The sequence below is a fragment of the Pseudoalteromonas prydzensis genome (assembly GCF_011050055.1).
In the GTDB taxonomy this organism is placed as follows: Bacteria; Pseudomonadota; Gammaproteobacteria; order Enterobacterales; family Alteromonadaceae; genus Pseudoalteromonas; species Pseudoalteromonas prydzensis_A.
Genome location: NZ_DRGM01000175.1, coordinates 1 through 17,527, shown reverse-complemented (window position 1 = coordinate 17,527; position 17,527 = coordinate 1). Strand labels below are relative to the sequence as shown.

16 protein-coding genes and 1 pseudogene are annotated in these 17,527 nt (G+C 41.0%); 5 read left to right on the top strand and 12 right to left on the bottom strand.

Annotated features, from left to right (window positions below):
• Positions 1 to 82, bottom strand: an 82-nt coding sequence (locus ENH88_RS23220) for a hypothetical protein (protein ID WP_414704855.1), incomplete at its 3' end; no start/stop codon positions are given.
• A 33-nt stretch (positions 83 to 115) separates the two neighbouring features.
• Here ENH88_RS23220 and ENH88_RS17235 point away from each other — a divergent pair.
• Positions 116 to 571, top strand: a pseudogene (locus tag ENH88_RS17235) (bifunctional methylenetetrahydrofolate dehydrogenase/methenyltetrahydrofolate cyclohydrolase); the annotation flags it as partial.
• A 71-nt stretch (positions 572 to 642) separates the two neighbouring features.
• Here the strand turns inward: ENH88_RS17235 and ENH88_RS17230 are convergent.
• Together ENH88_RS17230 and cysS are read right to left on the bottom strand one after the other, a co-directional pair.
• On the bottom strand, positions 643 to 1,533 hold the full coding sequence (locus ENH88_RS17230) for a DMT family transporter (RefSeq protein WP_304184098.1): 891 nt from the start codon (positions 1,531 to 1,533) through the stop codon (positions 643 to 645).
• 135 nt (positions 1,534 to 1,668) lie between these two features.
• Positions 1,669 to 3,048: a cysteine--tRNA ligase gene (cysS, locus tag ENH88_RS17225; protein ID WP_304184095.1), complete on the bottom strand. Its 1,380-nt coding sequence runs from the start codon at positions 3,046 to 3,048 to the stop codon at positions 1,669 to 1,671.
• A gap of 150 nt (positions 3,049 to 3,198) precedes the next feature.
• Between cysS and ENH88_RS17220 the strand changes: the two genes are divergently transcribed.
• The 3 genes from ENH88_RS17220 to ENH88_RS17210 all read left to right on the top strand — a co-directional run bounded on the left by ENH88_RS17220 (position 3,199) and on the right by ENH88_RS17210 (position 5,351).
• On the top strand, positions 3,199 to 3,690 hold the full coding sequence (locus ENH88_RS17220) for a peptidylprolyl isomerase (RefSeq protein WP_304184093.1): 492 nt from the start codon (positions 3,199 to 3,201) through the stop codon (positions 3,688 to 3,690).
• 89 nt (positions 3,691 to 3,779) lie between these two features.
• Positions 3,780 to 4,523, top strand: coding sequence for a UDP-2,3-diacylglucosamine diphosphatase (locus tag ENH88_RS17215; protein WP_304184090.1), 744 nt, complete (start codon positions 3,780 to 3,782; stop codon positions 4,521 to 4,523).
• Between the two features lie 48 nt (positions 4,524 to 4,571).
• Complete coding sequence (locus tag ENH88_RS17210) at positions 4,572 to 5,351, top strand: substrate-binding periplasmic protein (protein ID WP_304184088.1); 780 nt, start codon at positions 4,572 to 4,574, stop codon at positions 5,349 to 5,351.
• 53 nt (positions 5,352 to 5,404) lie between these two features.
• Here ENH88_RS17210 and ENH88_RS17205 read toward each other — a convergent pair whose 3' ends face one another.
• Positions 5,405 to 7,630, bottom strand: a complete 2,226-nt coding sequence (locus ENH88_RS17205; protein WP_304184085.1) for an EAL domain-containing response regulator — start codon at positions 7,628 to 7,630, stop codon at positions 5,405 to 5,407.
• A 280-nt stretch (positions 7,631 to 7,910) separates the two neighbouring features.
• Positions 7,911 to 8,681 (bottom strand): tRNA isopentenyl-2-thiomethyl-A-37 hydroxylase MiaE, encoded by a 771-nt coding sequence (miaE, locus tag ENH88_RS17200; protein ID WP_304184083.1) that lies wholly within the window; start codon positions 8,679 to 8,681, stop codon positions 7,911 to 7,913.
• Between the two features lie 212 nt (positions 8,682 to 8,893).
• Here miaE and ENH88_RS17195 point away from each other — a divergent pair, with 212 nt between their 5' ends.
• Positions 8,894 to 9,493 (top strand): Yip1 family protein, encoded by a 600-nt coding sequence (locus ENH88_RS17195; protein ID WP_304184081.1) that lies wholly within the window; start codon positions 8,894 to 8,896, stop codon positions 9,491 to 9,493.
• Positions 9,494 to 9,616: 123 nt separating this feature from the next.
• Here the strand turns inward: ENH88_RS17195 and purF are convergent, their stop codons facing one another.
• The 7 genes from purF to ENH88_RS17160 all read right to left on the bottom strand — a co-directional run.
• The gene (gene purF / locus ENH88_RS17190) at positions 9,617 to 11,143 is read right to left on the bottom strand and encodes an amidophosphoribosyltransferase (RefSeq protein ID WP_304184079.1); all 1,527 of its coding nucleotides are present in this window, start codon (positions 11,141 to 11,143) and stop codon (positions 9,617 to 9,619) included.
• An 18-nt stretch (positions 11,144 to 11,161) separates the two neighbouring features.
• Entirely contained in the window at positions 11,162 to 11,656 is a 495-nt protein-coding gene (locus ENH88_RS17185) for a CvpA family protein (protein WP_016710222.1), read from the bottom strand.
• A 61-nt stretch (positions 11,657 to 11,717) separates the two neighbouring features.
• The gene (locus tag ENH88_RS17180; RefSeq protein WP_304184077.1) at positions 11,718 to 12,353 is read right to left on the bottom strand and encodes an SPOR domain-containing protein; all 636 of its coding nucleotides are present in this window, start codon (positions 12,351 to 12,353) and stop codon (positions 11,718 to 11,720) included.
• Positions 12,354 to 12,364: 11 nt separating this feature from the next.
• Positions 12,365 to 13,630, bottom strand: a complete 1,266-nt coding sequence (gene folC / locus ENH88_RS17175) for a bifunctional tetrahydrofolate synthase/dihydrofolate synthase (RefSeq protein WP_304184076.1) — start codon at positions 13,628 to 13,630, stop codon at positions 12,365 to 12,367.
• Positions 13,631 to 13,655: 25 nt separating this feature from the next.
• Complete coding sequence (gene accD / locus ENH88_RS17170) at positions 13,656 to 14,531, bottom strand: acetyl-CoA carboxylase, carboxyltransferase subunit beta (RefSeq protein WP_304184075.1); 876 nt, start codon at positions 14,529 to 14,531, stop codon at positions 13,656 to 13,658.
• 160 nt (positions 14,532 to 14,691) lie between these two features.
• The gene (gene truA, locus ENH88_RS17165; protein ID WP_304184073.1) at positions 14,692 to 15,486 is read right to left on the bottom strand and encodes a tRNA pseudouridine(38-40) synthase TruA; all 795 of its coding nucleotides are present in this window, start codon (positions 15,484 to 15,486) and stop codon (positions 14,692 to 14,694) included.
• Positions 15,487 to 15,652: 166 nt separating this feature from the next.
• The coding region (locus ENH88_RS17160) for a FimV/HubP family polar landmark protein (RefSeq protein WP_304184070.1) at positions 15,653 to 17,527 on the bottom strand (1,875 nt) is incomplete at its 5' end.

The window sequence follows — 17,527 nt, the reverse complement described above, 5'->3', positions numbered from 1 at the left end:
TGGTAGTGCAACCGGCAAGTAATAGTTCAAGTGCCATTGGGCGACCAACAATATTAGAAGCACCTACCACAACGGCATGCATCCCTTTGTATTTTACGCCGGTTGAATTGAGTAGCGTATGCCAGCCCTTCGCCCGTGCACACCAAAGGGGATCATAACGCTACTCAATTCAACCGGCGTAAAATACAAAGGTATGCATGCCGTTGTGGTAGGTGCTTCTAATATTGTTGGTCGCCCAATGGCACTTGAACTATTACTTGCCGGTTGCACTACCACGGTATGCCATAAATTTACCCAAGATTTAGAAACTCATGTACGTCGTGCTGACTTACTGGTAGTCGCGGTTGGCAAACCTGAATTTATTCCAGGTGATTGGGTTAAAGAAGGCGCGATAGTCATTGATGTGGGCATCAATCGCTTAGATAGCGGCAAACTTGTTGGTGATGTGCAATACGATGTTGCTGAACAAAAAGCACACTTTATTACACCTGTGCCAGGTGGCGTGGGCCCAATGACAGTGGCAAGCTTGATTGAAAATACCCTTGAAGCCTGTGAAAAATACCATAGCTAATAGGCTATCAATTTTTGCTGCTATTTATGTGAAAAGGGTTGCTGTTTAGCAACCCTTTTTTGTTAACTTAGTTACGTCACTTTAACTGAGCGCCATCGCTGTGTTAGCCTTAATAATTGTGGTAGCACAGAGAAGAAAATCATTAATATCATGAGCGTGTATTGCCACGGTTGATATTGCTCGCCCAGTAACACCACAGCGCACATGATCCCTGCAATTGGGTTAGCGATTGTACCGAATGTAAATTCAACCACTGTCATTCGCCCAAGCAGCCAAACATAGAGCGTATAGGCAATCGCGGTATTGGGCACCACCAACCAAAAGAGCACCACCCATTGGCTTGCTGTGAATGTTCGACTTAGCGCATGATATGCATCTGGGGCAATAACATAGCCTTGTACCGCTGCGGCCGCAGCCAACAACACACCGCCAATGAGCAATTGCCAAGTAAGAACAGTCCACCAATGGATATGTACAGTGATTTTTTGCACTAAAGTACTGCCTAGCACGATTGTCAATAAAGCGCCAAATAGAGCAAAAATACCCAGTAAGTTTAATTCTACATGCTGAGGATCGAATAGACGCCAAGCTAATAGCACTAATACCAAAGCACAGAGTGACTGTATCAGTGCTGGGCGCTGTCCTTTAATAAGCCATGCATATAAAAGTGCAACAACAGGGACAGATACCATACCCACCCCCGCTATCGCTGCGGGTAAATTAACCGCCAGCACAAAAATAAAACTAAAGAACAGCGTAATATTTACTGACGCTAATACTATCAAACCTCGCCATTGCTCACGCTTTGGCCAAGATGGCTTAATAAACCATAATAATATACCTGCGGGTAATGCGCGGATCGCGCCAAGTAAAATCGGCGGCCAATCTGGGGTGGCATATTTAGTCACCGCATAAGTTGTGCCCCATAAAAAAGCGGGGATCATGGCAAGTAAAATATTCATCTCATTCCTTTAAAAAATTAAGAAATGCAAACATAAAACCTCAAGTTAAGCTGAGGTCAATAGACAAAAAACAAAAAGGTTGCCAATTTGGCAACCTTTTAAATAACAACCTGTTTTAAATGCAAATTGCTAATATTACGCTTTACGCCAGGTTGTTTTACCGGCTGAATCTTCCAGTATCACCCCCAGTGCATTCAGTGCATCACGCGCTTCATCGGCAGCAGGCCAATCTTTACTAGCGCGCGCTTCATTACGCTTAACGATTAATGCTTCAATGTGGGCAACTTCGTCATCTGCTTGCCCACCTTGTAAGAAGGCCTCTGGTGCTTGTTGTGCAACGCCTAATACTTCACCAAGGCTACGCAGTACAAATGCTAACTTACCGGCTTGCTCAGCATCAGCGTCTTTTACACGGTTCAGCTCTTTCGCTAATTCAAATAGCACAGGTAATGCTTCTGGTGTATTAAAGTCATCATTCATGGCTTTTCTAAATTTAGTCACATGTTCATTTGTTGCTAAATCACAACTGATAGGTTCAACACCACGAAGTGCCGTATAAATACGCTCAAGCGACGAACGTGCTTGATCTAAGTTCTCTTGCGAGTAATTTAGTTGGCTACGATAATGGCCAGAAATCAAAAAGTAGCGTACTGATTCAGCGTCATACTCTTTGAGTACATCGCGCACGGTAAAAAAGTTATCTAATGATTTAGACATTTTTTCTTTATTCACTTGCACCATACCGGTATGGATCCAGGTATTGACGTACTTACCGTTATTGGCACAGCATGATTGCGCGATTTCATTTTCATGATGTGGAAACTGTAAATCTGAACCACCGCCATGAATATCAAAGTGCTCACCAAGGTGCTTTGAACTCATTGCCGAACATTCGATATGCCAGCCTGGACGGCCTTCGCCCCACGGTGATGACCACGATGGCTCACCCGCTTTGGCTTTTTTCCACAATACAAAATCAAGTGGATCATCTTTGTCCTGTGCCACTTCAACACGCGAGCCGGCTTGCAGCATAGTTAAATCTTGCTGTGACAATGCACCGTACTGCTCAAAGGTCGATACATCAAACAGTACATCACCGTCAGCAGCAACGTAAGCATGACCTTTAGTAACGAGGCGCTCAACCATTTCGATAATTTCATCCATATGGCCGGTAACGGTCGGTTCAATATCAGGGCGCAGCATGTTTAGGCTATCAAAATCTTCATGCATTGCTTTGGTCATACGTACGGTTAAATCGTTGATTGCTTCACCGTTTTCATTGGCACGTTTGATGATTTTGTCGTCTACATCGGTGATATTGCGCACATACTTTACATCATAACCTATGTGACGCAGGTAACGGACAATCACGTCAAAGCTTACAAATGTACGGGCATGACCAATGTGACAATAATCATAAATGGTGATACCACACACATACATGTCGATCTTGCCGTCGACCATAGGTTTAAATTGCTCTTTTTGACGCGTGAGTGTGTTGTATATATTTACCATTTATTTTAAGTCCTTGACTATTTACTTGAATCGCTATGTTAACACTTGAAAAGCCCCTGCTCTAGCGCTTTATCAATTGAATAAGCACTTTGTTAATCTTAGCTAACTAAGATAAAATAGCGGCAAATAAATCAGCTAATAGGAAACCACATGGTTGTTCTACACACAAATTTTGGTGATATCACCATTAACATGCACAAAGAAGATGCGCCAAACACAGTTAAAAACTTTTTACAGTATGCAAACGCAGGCTTTTACGACGGCACTATTTTTCACCGTGTGATTGATGGTTTCATGGTACAAGGCGGTGGTTTTGAGCCTGGTATGATTCAAAAAGAAGTGCATGATCCTATTCAAAATGAAGCAAACAATGGCCTTTCTAATAAGATTGGTACACTTGCTATGGCACGTACTCCTGATCCACATTCAGCAACCGCGCAGTTTTTCATTAACGTGAATAACAATGACTTTTTAAACTTCAGCAGCGAAACATCTCAAGGCTGGGGTTACTGTGTATTTGCTGAAGTTGTTGAAGGCATGGACGTAGTAGAAAAAATTAAAGCCGTTGCTACAGGTAGCACCGGCTTTCATCAAGACGTACCACTTGATGACGTTATCATCACAAGCGTAACTGTAAACTAATAGCACGCTTACCCACGTAACGTGGCGTTTGAGCGGGTATTTATGCTATGCGTATATACCCGCCTTATTTATTTTTTAAAAGACCTCCTATGACTCGCCAAACCTACTTTATTGCCGACCTCCATTTAAGTGAAAATCGCCCGGATATCAGTGCAGCTTTTTATCAGTTTTTAGACACCCATATTATTAATAAGGATGTAGACGCGCTATATATACTCGGTGATTTTTTTGAAGTATGGGTAGGTGATGATTATGTAACTGCACTTTCAACTGAAGTTGCAAAGCATTTAAAAGTAGTTAGTGATAATGGCACTCCAGTATATTTTGTGCATGGCAATCGTGATTTCATTATGCGCGATAAATACGCCAAACAAGCAGGAATGGTTTTATTACCTGAACAGCTAGTAATTGACTTATATGGCACTCCTACCGTCATCTTGCATGGCGATGAAATGTGCACACAAGATATTGAATACCAAAAGTTTCGTAAAAAAGGCCGCAGTTGGTGGTGGCCAAGATTAATGCTTGCAATGCCGTTATGGTATCGTCGCAAAGTGGCGCAAAACGCCCGTGAGAAATCAAAACAAAATCAAACTGGTAAAGCACTTGAAATATTAGATGTTACCGAGCAGGCGGTGCTTGATGTTTTTGCCAAACACCAAGTGCAAAATATGATCCATGGTCATACTCATCGCCCTAACGTGCATCAATATCAAGTAGGTAAGCAAACACTTACTCGCACAGTGTTGGGTGATTGGTATACGCAAGGTTCTTATTTAGTGGTTACCGCGCAGACACAAGAACTAGTAAGTGAGCCATTCGCACAAATATAAAATGTTGTCTACGCTTATAATATTGATCATTTTTTAGTACTGATCGCAATGCTTAAATTATCTCTTATTGTTATTTTTTTACTTTACGTAAGCCAGACATACAGCCAAGATAAATGGCTTTTTGTAACTGAGCCCTTCCCTCCCTATTTTTCTGATCAGCTGCCACAACAAGGTTGGTTAGCTGACATTGTTGTTAGCGCATTAGCAAGCCAAGATATTGAAGCCACTATTGAGTTTACAACTTGGGCTCGCGCAATAAGGTTACTTGAAAAAAATAAGCGAACAGCTCTTTTAGGGGCTTATTTTAGCGCCGAGCGAGAAAAAATATTCCACTACTCACGACCGCTAGCCAATTCATTTACGGGATTATTTAAACGAAAAAGTAGCCAAATAAATTACGATGGTAATTTAACTTCATTGCAGCCATACAGCATAAGTAAAGGCAGTAATTATATAGTTAGCGATGGGTTTAGTAGTGAGCACAATTTAGCCATTACAGTTACTGATGACTTGATCAGTAGCTTATACGTGTTACAGCTTGGCCGCGTTGATTTAGTCGCTGGCACCAAACAAGTTGGTGAGTACTGGTTAAACAATCATCCACAATTGCAAGCAGGACAGGCAATCGTATATATTTCTCCTCATTTAGGATCCCATCACCTATATATTATTTTTGCCAAATCTGCAGCGCATAGCGAGCAACAATTAATACAATTAGAAAACGGTTTAAATACCATTATTAATAATGGTGAAGCCGCGCAAGTCCTTCTGCGTCATGGCTTCTCAGAGACTAGCATTGAACAATACCTGCAATTTTTAAAACGTTAAGAAACCGCGACTTTATATGCACGCTTTTGCCATCGCTGTAAATAATTTATTTTTTAATCATTTACATTATCAAACTGTGCTAACCAGATCAGTAAATCATCATAAAATAGTGGTTTTGAAAAAAAATAACCTTGAGCCATTTCACAACCAGCTTGTTTTAACCATTGCACCTCAAACTCGTTTTCAACACCCTCGGCTACAATTGTAAAATCAAATTGCTTTGCCAGACTAATGATCATTTTGATCATATACTGATTATTTAAATTATGCTCAAGGTTGCTGACAAAATAGCGATCAATTTTTATCGCATTCGACGGTATTTGATTAATATGCGCTAACGACGAATAACCCGTACCAAAGTCATCAATACTCACTTTAATACCCAAGTCCATAAACCGTAATAAAGCCTCTTTAATAAAATTATAGTTACTGATCGCTTGGGTTTCTGTCACTTCAAGTTCCAGCATAGAGGCAGATACATTATATTCCTCAATCCGGCTCTTGATAGACTCAAAGTAAGAAGGCTCTATCAAGTCATAAGATGACGCGTTAAACGCAATAGGTAAATTTATGCCGCGGCATTTAAGTTGATTAATGGTTTGAAGTATTTTTTCAAAAATAACATTATCTAGTTCATTAATTAAACCTGCAGTTTCTGCAAGCTCTATAAATTCCTCAGGATCAACAAAACTGCCATCAGCTAACTGCCATCTTGCAAGCGCTTCAAAACCAACTGGTCGCAACGTTTTCAAAGACATTTTAGGCTGCAATGCAATCCGTAGCTCTTTAGTACTAATAGCCGTTCTCAAACGCGCCATAAACTCATAACGTCTTGTTATTGCAATTGTTTTCTCATCTGTATGTAAAATATACTTCGCTTGAGTTACTTGCATGTAATTTAAGCTTGATTCAGCTAGGCTAATTATTTTTTCGGGAGTAATATTTAATGCACAGTTAAGTTTCAGCTCCAACACTCTCACGTCAATAAATTGCTTAACATTTTCAATTTCGTACTTTTGCTTATTATGAAAACGGGTAATGTCATCAGCAATATCAAAGTCAATGTTGATCAGCATACCAAAGCTACGATTACTAATAATCGCGACTCTGGGGTCATGTATCGAAAAAACATCCACAATACTTTTATGTACGAGTTTTATAATTTTTTTACAAAAATCATAACCAAAGGTAAATGCTTTTTCATCAAACTGATAAATATCAAAAATAATCAAACGCATCTTTGATTGCTCATACACGTTCATATTTTTAATTTCACGAGTTAACCAGTTTCTATTTTGTAAGTTTAATGAAACATCGGTATAGGCAAGCTCCGTTAACCTATTTAATAATGAAATATTAGCAAACCCGCTACTCACATTTTCACTAAATACCTTTAATAAATACTCGTTTCCTTCACTAATAGGGTTGTCTGATTTTACAAGAGTAATATAGTCAATGCCTTCAACTATGGTTGCTTCAAAAAAAAAGATGCTATGCTGCTTTGCAAATACATGACGCTTTTCTTTGATGGCTAGCTGGAAGTCGTCGTACATATCGGCCAGTAAGTTGCTATCTACTTTTTGCCCTTTTATACAATTAAAGCAACCGTTAGTCGTTAGAATCACTGCATCAGAGCCTTTATCAAGGTTGCTGGAGCAAAGGATCCCGCCTCCTTCCGATATTTTTAAAATATTACTTAATTCCTGCAACACGGCAGCAGAGTATGAGCCCATATCATGTTTGCTATTAATGCTCCTTGATGCATCAAGCACAAGTTGCAATCCTTGTTTAGCGGCTTTTATTTGCGAAATATATTGCCAGGTTCGCATATTATTATTAACGATTGATTCAAGCTGTTGCGCTGAAATATCAGACTTATTCCAGCACTCATCAATATCAAGCATTTTCATGACATCGATTCCGGGAGCAAAGCCAGACTGCCCAGTTAAAAGTACTATACGCATTTCTGCGTTACCAATCACTTCTCTAATGGTATTGACTAAGCGCAGCCCTGAGTCATCCTCTTCCATAACCACATCAATAAAAATAAGGGCTATATCTGGGTGCATACTTAAGGTAAGGGCAGCTTCAAGTACTGAGTTAGCTGTAAATAGCTGATACTTGTAGCCCTCATTGGCCTTTAATCCTTTTAAGCTATTAACTAATGCGTGTTGATAATCGAGATCATCCTCAACGGTTAAAATTTTCCATACTTTAAGATCGTTATTTGCTAACTTTTCCTCAGCAGAAAATACAATTACCCCTTCTTTTTCAACCATATATGCTCACTAAAATAGTAATAGTTAGAATACCAATCGACTTAAATACTTAACCATTCTAGCGGGCTAAATAAAGCGCTAACAGCGTTAGTAATTTTTCAAGTAGAACAACGTCCATTTACAATGGATCGCTAAGCAATAAAATAACTGATAAGGCAAAATTTAACTTACTTTAAATATTAGGAGAGAGTTTTTGATGTGTCTAATTTAAAAACACTTTTAATAGTAATATAGCTGCTACAGCATCGTTTAATAAAGCTGTAGCGGATCACTATACTGGTTAAGCACTTTTATTTATCGGCATGCCACTGTGGAACTTAAAATCGTCATCAAAAGATGTAATTAGCTGTGCTTCAATTTCACCAAACTCTTTAACCCGTTCACTAATATCAAAATCGGCAATGTCTTGAGCCAAGGTTAAGTAATCTTGATAGTGGCGTGCTTCAGAGCGCAATAAAGAAATATAAAAATCCCCTAAGCGCTTATCAACATGCGGAGCAAGCGCGGCAAAACGCTCACACGAGCGTGCTTCGATGTAAGCACCCACTATGAGTTTATCTACTAAGGCATCAGGCTCAAAGGTTTTTACATGTCTGAGCATACCCTTTGCATAGCGACATGGCGTAATACTTTGATACTCAACACCGTACTCATCCATAATTTCTAATACTTGATAAAAGTGGTGCAGCTCTTCTTTGATCAGCATCACCATTTTATCAACCAAATCTTGTCCATAAGCTGAGTCGGATTTTGGGATCACTGCTTTAGTCAGTTTATTTTTCGCCGCAAGATCGCGCCAATTGCCTTCACGTTTGTAAATCAGTGCTTCAAACGGTTTTAGCCACTCAAGCAAGGCATCGCTACTGTCTTTATCAACCGCGTATTTACGAATTAAAAACATTGCCGACTGCGCGGCTTTAAGCTCACAAATAAGATGATCAATTAAAATAACCGCGAGGTTTTCTGTTTTAACGGCTTCATCAATCCATGCTTGAGGTGTTTCACATGTCAGAAACTCATTGATTGGTTGTAAAAGTTGGCTGTATGACACGGGTTAGACTGCTCATTTAAAGTTAAATTCATCGAGCAATTATTTTACCACGAAACCATCGAGAGAATAAAACCAAGCCATGTTTTAGTGTCGCTGTAAGTAATATTTTTCAAATTACGATTGCTTGACAAGCCCCCATTACTGAACCATAACTTAATGCAAGCTGTATAAAAATAAAACAGCGTTTACTTCCTTTTTATGGGGCACACATTATGATACTAAACCATTTATGGGGCATTTATGCTCACCCACTCGAAGAGTGGCAAACAATAGATAACCGTCACGAAAGTTTAACCTATAGTCTTTCGCATATCTTACTGATAGCGTTATTTCCTGCTGTTATGGGCTACTATTCTTCAGTTTATTTAGGCTGGAGTATTGGCGCTGGTAATCCAGTATTTTTAACTCACGATAGTGCAATATTGATTGCAGCAGCTATGTATGCAGCTCTCATTGTTGGTGTATTTGCACTGGCTTATTTAGCGCATTGGATGGCGGTCACTTTTGGTGCAAAGCCTACATTTACCCAAACCTTAGAGCTTGCCGCCTATACTTCAACACCCGTGTTTATGTCTGCATTAGCAGCATTTTGGCCAGAGTTATGGTTTGTAGTCTGTGCAGGTATGGTTGCCTTAGCCTATTCAGTTTATTTACTATATACCGGAGTGCCAATTTTAATGCATATACCACAGGAGCGCGGCTTTATTTATGCAAGCTCAGTAGTGACCTGTGGATTGATTTTATTGGTGATTATTTTAGCTGTCACCGCCATATTATGGACCAATGGTATCGTAAGTCCTAGCTTTACATAATTTCTAGTTCCACGTTAGCAGCTGTAAAATATAGTAAAAAGTAGTGTTATTATTTTCTTTCCTTCACAAAAAAGGAGCTTAATTTAGCTCCTTTTTTTATCTCTACAGAATTAAACTAGTCTGTTAATCTGAGCCGTTTTCTTCTTGGTTATGTAACTCTAAACCAGAAGACATGGCACTTTCACGGCTGCTTTTTGCTGAGTCATTACGTAGTTGTTCGATACGATTTAAATAATCTTGGTCAATTCCGCCAGTAATATATTGGCCATCAAATACTGACGTTTCAAATCGCGTGATCTCTGGATTTTCTTGTGATACTGCAGCAATCAAGTCAGGCAATGACTGGAAGATCAAACCATCGGCACCAATACTTGTATTAATGTCTTCAACTTCACGACCATGAGCAATTAATTCAGCAGCTGATGGCATATCGATACCATACACATTCGGAAAGCGAATTTCTGGTGCCGCAGAGGCAAAATAAACGTTTTTAGCGCCTGATTCACGTGCCATTTCAACGATTTGAGCAGATGTAGTACCACGGACAATTGAATCATCCACTAACAATACGTTTTTACCCTTAAACTCGCGGTCAATCGCATTAAGCTTTTGACGCACTGACTTTTTACGCATTTCTTGGCCAGGCATGATAAACGTACGGCCAATATAACGGTTTTTAACAAAGCCTTGGCGGTACGGTAAATCAAGTACACGGGCAATTTCCAGTGCTACATCACAGGATGTTTCAGGGATTGGAATAACCACATCAATGTCTTTATCAGCCCATTCACGAGCAATTTTTTCGCCTAATTTAGTACCCATATTAACGCGTGTGGCGTAAACAGACATGCGGTCAATATTTGAATCAGGACGCGCAAAATACACAAACTCAAAAATGCACGGTGAGTAAGAGGCTTTATCTGCACATGTTTGCGAGAAGAACTCGCCTGCTTCAGTCACGTAAATTGCTTCACCAGGGGCTACATCACGGACAAACTCAAAACCGTCGGTTTTTAGTGCAACGCTTTCAGAGGCAAACATATATTCAGTACCATGCGCTGTTTCACGCTTACCAAATACTAATGGACGAATGCCGTTAGGATCGCGAAACGCAACAATACCATGGCCAATAACCATCGCAATGGTGGCATAGCCGCCTTGAACTTTATTTATAACTTCAGTAATGCCGTTAAAAATATCTTCAGGGTCAAGCTTTAGCTTGTTTGGTTTGCTGAATTCATGCGCTAAAACGTTAAGTAAAATCTCTGAATCAGAGGTTGTGTTAACATGGCGACGTGCTTCACAGAATAATTGCTGCTTAAGCGCTTCTGCATTGGTTAAGTTACCATTGTGTGCTAAAGCAATACCGAACGGTGAGTTAACATAAAACGGCTGTGCTTCTGACGAGCTAGATGAACCAGCGGTCGGATAGCGTACATGACCGATACCAATAGTGCCTTGTAAGCGCTTCATATGGCGGGTGTGAAATACATCTTTCACTAAGCCATTCGCTTTACGTAAACTAAAGGTGTTGTTTTCAATGGTAATGATGCCCGCAGCATCTTGGCCACGGTGTTGCAAAACAGTTAAGCCATCATAAATCGCCTGGTTTACAGGAGATGTTCCGACTATTCCAACGATACCACACATGAAATTTTTCCTCGCCGATTAACGGTTGACCGAATTTAAAAAGCTTGAATTGTTTTCGAGGTATGAAAAAAACCACTCAACAACAAAGCCAAATTCTGGGATCAAAATAGAGTTGCCCCACCAGTGCGTATTGGGTGCACCAGTAAAAGCATCAAGAAAGAAGAGTAACGCGCTCACGACCAACACGCCACGAAGTGCACCAAAGACAATGCCAAAGACACGGTCAGTGCCAGATAAACCAGTACGATGTACCAGCTCACCCAGCAGGTAGTTTAACAATCCGCCTAACAATAGCGTCGCAAAGAATAATATGGCAATGGCCGCTGCATTTCTTAAAAGGGGTTCAGAAATACTGGTTAGGAAGGAAGCTAAATATTGGTAAAATAAACTAGAGATGATAAATGCGCCAGCCCACACGGCCAAAGACATTGCTTCTTTTATAAAGCCACGAATTAAACCGATAATAGTAGACAGTGCAATAATGCCAAGTATGGCGTAATCAACCCAGATCATATGAACCAACTAGTCGTTAATTTGGGGCGCATTCTATAAGAGGTCGACACTAAATGCCAGATCATTTTGTTACTTCAAATTGGGTAACTTTACCATTGAGTTTAGTAAGCGCTTTTAATTCAGGGAGTTTGCTCTCAAGCTCCGCCTTATTAAGCGACGGACCCACAAAAACTTTGGTTAAAGTGCCATTGGGTGTTTTAACTGGACGAGTAAAGGTTTTAAAACCTTTATCACTGAGTTTCGCTTGTAACGATTTAACGTTAGCGGCGTGTGAAAAGCTACCCAGCTGAATAACATACGCCATTTTCGATAAATTTTCTTCCGGCTTACGTACTGGTTCTGGTTGCTTTTCAGCAGCTTGAGGTTTTGCTGTGGCAGCTGCTTGATTAGTTGATGCTTCAACAATTTTCTGCTCTGCGGGCGTTGTTTCTACAACTATTTCAGCAGCACTGGTGAGCAGTTCGTCATCTGCTGATATATCTTCCTCAGCTTCTGCTTTTGGCTGCTGAGCGTTGGCCACTTGATCATCTATCGCGTCTTGGAGATCGATAGTTTTGAACTCAGGACGTTCAGGAATGGCTTTAAAGCCTTCTTTGTAATGTACTTTTTCGCCATCAAGAATGTTAGGAATAAACACGATAGCTGCAATCACCACAATAGTTGTGCCGACTAAACGATTTATAAAGCCTGAGTTCACCAGATTCCTCTCTATTTTTTCCAATAATTAATGGCAGCTGCTACGGTAAAAAAGGAGCCAAATACAATCAATATCGATTTCTCATCTAGCTGTGGCAACACCGTATCTAACGCATCATCAACACTTTGATATTGCTCAATCGGCGCATGCGTTTGCACATTATTCATCGATTTAGCTAAGTTCTCTACTTTATCGCCACGAAAGCAATTTAGTCCAGCTAAATGCCATGTATCAACTACCGAGTTTACTTCATTTAATACCGCAACTTTGTCTTTGTCAGCCAGCATAGCGACTAACGCATGAACTTTAAAGCCTTGATCTTGCAGGTGAGCTAACTTTTTAGCTAAATAGCGTGCCGATTCAGGATTATGCGCCACATCAGTATAGACCATAGGCTCACTGCTTAGTTGCTGAAAGCGCCCTTCAACCACTAAATTAGTTAAACAATCGCGGATCACTGCTTCACTCGGTAATAAGTTTAGCACCGCCAATGTAGTCAGCGCTGTCGCCGCGTTTTGGCATGGGATGGATGGTTTAGCAAACTCAAAGTGATGAGCTTGATACTGCCAACTAAAACTCTGCGCATGCTCTTTAAATATAAAATCTCGCCCAGATAAATGCATCACCGCGTTAATTTCATGACCGTAGTCGGTCACTGTGTGTGGTATGTTTAAATCGCCGACAATAGCAGGGGTGCCAGTACGGAAAATTCCTGCTTTATCATAACCCACAAGCTCCCGCGTATCACCAAGGTACTCTTTATGATCTAAATCGATAGTGGTGATCACACTGGCAAATGGAGTAACAATATTGGTGGCATCGTAGCGCCCGCCCAGTCCCACTTCTAACAGCACATAATCAACGCTATGGCGTTTAAAAATAGCCAGTGCGCCTAAGGTGCCATATTCAAAATACGTCAGCGGCGTGTCACCACGGCCCTGCTCGAGCAAGGCAAACGCATCAACATGAAATTGATCATCAAGCTCTGCGCCATTTATGCGTACGCGTTCGTTATACTGAATTAAATGAGGAGATGCATAAGTACCAACCGAATAACCTTGGGCAAGCAGCAGTGCTTCTAAACAGCGGGCAGTGGTGCCTTTGCCGTTGGTGCCAGCAATGAGAATTATTTTACTTGGTGTGTCGAGTAAACCAATGGTATTGGCAACTTTAGCAACGCGTTCTAACCCCATGGCAATATTTGCTGGGTGAACACTTTCTAAATAACAAAGCCAATCATCAAGACTAGATGATTGGCTAGGAATGTTTTTTGTCATAGCGTGTGATCAGTAAAGCTGAAATTTACGCTACTCTATGCTCTTGTTCCGTAGAAGGCAAGTTCATAAATTTAGCGAGTATACGTGCAAGTGTGTCACGCATTTCACGGCGGTCGATGATCATATCGATGGCACCATGCTCTAACAAGAATTCACTGCGCTGGAAGCCTTCAGGTAAGGTCTCGCGCACAGTTTGTTCAATAACACGAGGACCCGCAAAACCGATTAAGGCTTTTGGCTCTGCAACATTGATATCGCCAAGCATGGCTAATGATGCTGATACACCGCCCATCGTTGGATCGGTCATTACTGAAATAAACGGTAAACCTTTCTCACTCATTTTCGCAAGTGCAGCACTGGTTTTAGCCATTTGCATCAGCGACATAAGCGCTTCTTGCATACGTGCACCACCTGACGCTGAAAAGCAAATTAGCGGCATATTATGTTCCAAACACTGATCAACAGCATCAACAAAACGCGCACCAACAACCGATGCCATTGAACCACCCATAAATGAGAATTCAAATGCGACTGCTGCAACAGGAATGCCTTTTAAGCGCCCTTTCATCGCGACTAACGCGTCTTTTTCGCCACTTGATTTTTGTGCGGCGGCGATACGGTCTGAATATTTTTTCGAGTCTTTAAACTTTAAAATATCTTTTGGTTCGTGCTGTGTGCCAAGTTCTTGGCGGTCGCCATCATCCAAAAAATGTTCAAGACGTTTACGGCCACTGACACGCATGTGGTGATTGCATTTAGGGCATACATTGAGTGATTTTTCTAATTCCGCTTTATATAAAATCGAATCACAATCTGTACATTTTGCCCAAACACCTTCAGGTATCTCTTTACGAGCCGAAGACTTTGTTGTTTTAGGTAGGATTTTTTCTAACCAACTCATTTGCAACTCTCTTAATACTATTCTGTGCTTTGCTGCGTTCCTGCCAAATCATTATTGGCAGACAAATTTTTTCAATTAAAACATGAATTACACACAGGCGGTATAAAAAACTGGTCTTAGTAGTGAAATGCCTGCGTCAACACGGTCAAATTATCGTCAATTAAACCCCAGTATCAGCTAAAAATAAAGGACCTAGTGGCGTTGCTGGTATTTCAAACTGCTCAGGATAATCGACATCCACTAAATATAACCCTGCCGCCTTCGCTGTGGCACTGGCTTTAGCGCGCTCTTTTAAATCAAGTAACTCTTTAAGCCACACAGGTTGCTGTTTATGCAAACCGATATCCATTAAGCAACCGGTGATATTACGTACCATATGGTGTAAGAATGCATTTGCTTTTATATCGATGACCACATAGTTGCCTTGGCGCGCAACAGATAAATGATGAATGGTGCGGGTCGCGGTATTAGCTTGGCAATGCAATGCGCGAAACGACGTAAAATCATGTTCACCAATTAAGTACTGACATGCTTGTTGCATTTTAGTTTCATCAAGTGGGTGATGAAAATGTGTCACTCCCTCACTTAATATCGCCCCTCGAAAGGAGTTATTATAAATAACGTAACGATAACGCCTTGCAGTAGCACTAAAGCGAGCATGAAAAGTTTCACTCACAGGTTTTGCGTAGCGTATAGCAATATCTTTCGGTAACAAGGTGTTCATACCCATAGTAAATGCAACCATATCGCGTTCAGCGTGGGTATCAAAATGCACAACCTGGCCAGTACCATGAACTCCAGCATCAGTGCGACCCGCACAAACGATTTCTACTGGGTGATTACAAATACGCGAAAGCGCGGTTTCTACTTCTTGTTGTACGCTATTTACATGCGATTGACGTTGCCAACCACTGTAACGGGCGCCGTTGTATTCAACTCCAAGTGCTACTCGCATAATTACTGCTTTACCTACTGTGCTAAAGGACGGGCATTTTATGCTATATGCCAATCTAATAAAAGTAACTCATTACAAATAAGCGCCGCGGTCTTTCTTCAGGCTAACAAGTTTAAAATAAAAAAGGGCATAAACGCGCGTTTATGCCCTTTTTTAAAATGTGTATTTAAACTAATTTAGCTTTTAAACTTAGCGCTTCTTCTTGCACTTCTTCAGGGCCATTGGCAATAACCTCTTCAATAACATCCAGCGCAGAGTCCATATCACCAATTTCTATGTAAGCACGGGCCAAATCGAGTTTAGCTGAAAAACCACCACTTTCTAAATCAACATCGGTTGGATTATCACCCGCTAACAAAGCGTCAAACTCACTCAAACCGACATCCATATTCACATCATCATAAGGTTCATGATCTAAACTTGCATCATCACTTTGCTCAATCAATGCATCAATATCTACAAATTCTTCTGTGATCTCGTCTTCGTTTGTAGGCGCAGTTATTTCTTCATCTACTTGCTCCGCCAAGCCTATATCATCGGTTGCTGAGAACGCTTCAAGTTCCGCAAGATCTTCACTAAGCAGTGCATTAAAATCAACGTCGAAATCACTACTATCATCAATATCTAACGGCTCAGGTTCTGCCAACTCACTTAATAACGCATCAAAATCTGTTTGCGTAAGATCAGCCATAAAGTCATCATCAAGCTGATCGTCTGATAAATCATTTTGCTGTGCATCTAAGTTACTATCAAGCGCTGGCGGTTGCTCAAAGGGATCGTCAAGTTCGACAGCCAAATCATCTTCATCGTCGCCTGTTACTTGATCAGCACTGTGCTTTTCATTATCTAACGGTGCTGCATCTGCAGTGTCCGTCGCAGCTTCTTTAACATCGTCATTAGTCGTAAGAGTATCGTTAGGCTGCGGCGCTTCGCTTAATGGTTCATCTTCAGCAAGTAACTCATCTTCAATTAATAATTCATCGTCAAAATCTTGCTCTAAACTATCTAAATCTTGCCCTGCAGCCATTGCATTAGCCAGATCTTGTTCTGCTTGACTAAGTTGTAGCTCGGGTATGTCGGCATTAGATTCATCATCGAGTGGCTCGTTATCCTCACTTTCTACATCATTGAGTTCAAGCTCAGGATAGTCATCAAGTTCCAGACTCGGTGTCACAGGATCTGCACTTAGCGGCTCATCTTCTAACGCTAAATCAAATTCATCCGCAAGCGGATCATCTCCCAAGTCTATTTCAACTTCCTCAATTTGATCATCAAGTTCATCAACTTCAGACCATTGCGGTGGCTCTACGTAATCATCTTCTTGCTGTAATTCATTAAGTAAATCATCAACGCTTTTTAGTGAAGGATCGTCATATTCTTCTAATAAATCGTCTTCGTCGAGCAGCTCATCGCTTGATTCTTCACTCGTTTGTGCAAATAAATCATCATCTGTGTCTGCAAGCTCTGATCCAGCTTCTAATTCATCAACTAAACTAGATGCTATCGATTCAACATCTTCAACATCAAGTTCATCTTCTACATTCGATAACTCTTCCATCGAATCAGAAAGAGCTTCATTGAGCTGCGTGCTATGCGCTTCATCCGTTAAGCTTTCAATATCACCTAAATCAAACTCATCCTCTGCTTCAATAGGCGTTATGCCAGCTTCAGGCTCAGACTTTTCATCGGTGGGTTGCTCTAATAAACTATCAATATCACCAAAATCAAACTCATCGTCTTCTGCAACTGGCTCTGGCTCAACGTCTGCATCACCAAGCTCAGGCTCTGCTGCGCTGTTTTCATCTGCAGCTTCATCAATCAGACTGTCGATGTCAGCTACATCAAGTTCGTCGTCTTCTGCAACTGGCTCTGCCTCAACGTCTGCACCACCAAGCTCAGGCTCTGCTACGCTGTTATCCTCTGCAGCTTCATCGATAAGACTGTCGATGTCAGCTACATCAAGTTCGTCTTCTTCTGCAACTGGCTCTGCCTCAATGTCTGCTTCACCAAGCTCAGGCTCTGTTGCGCTGTTATCCTCTAC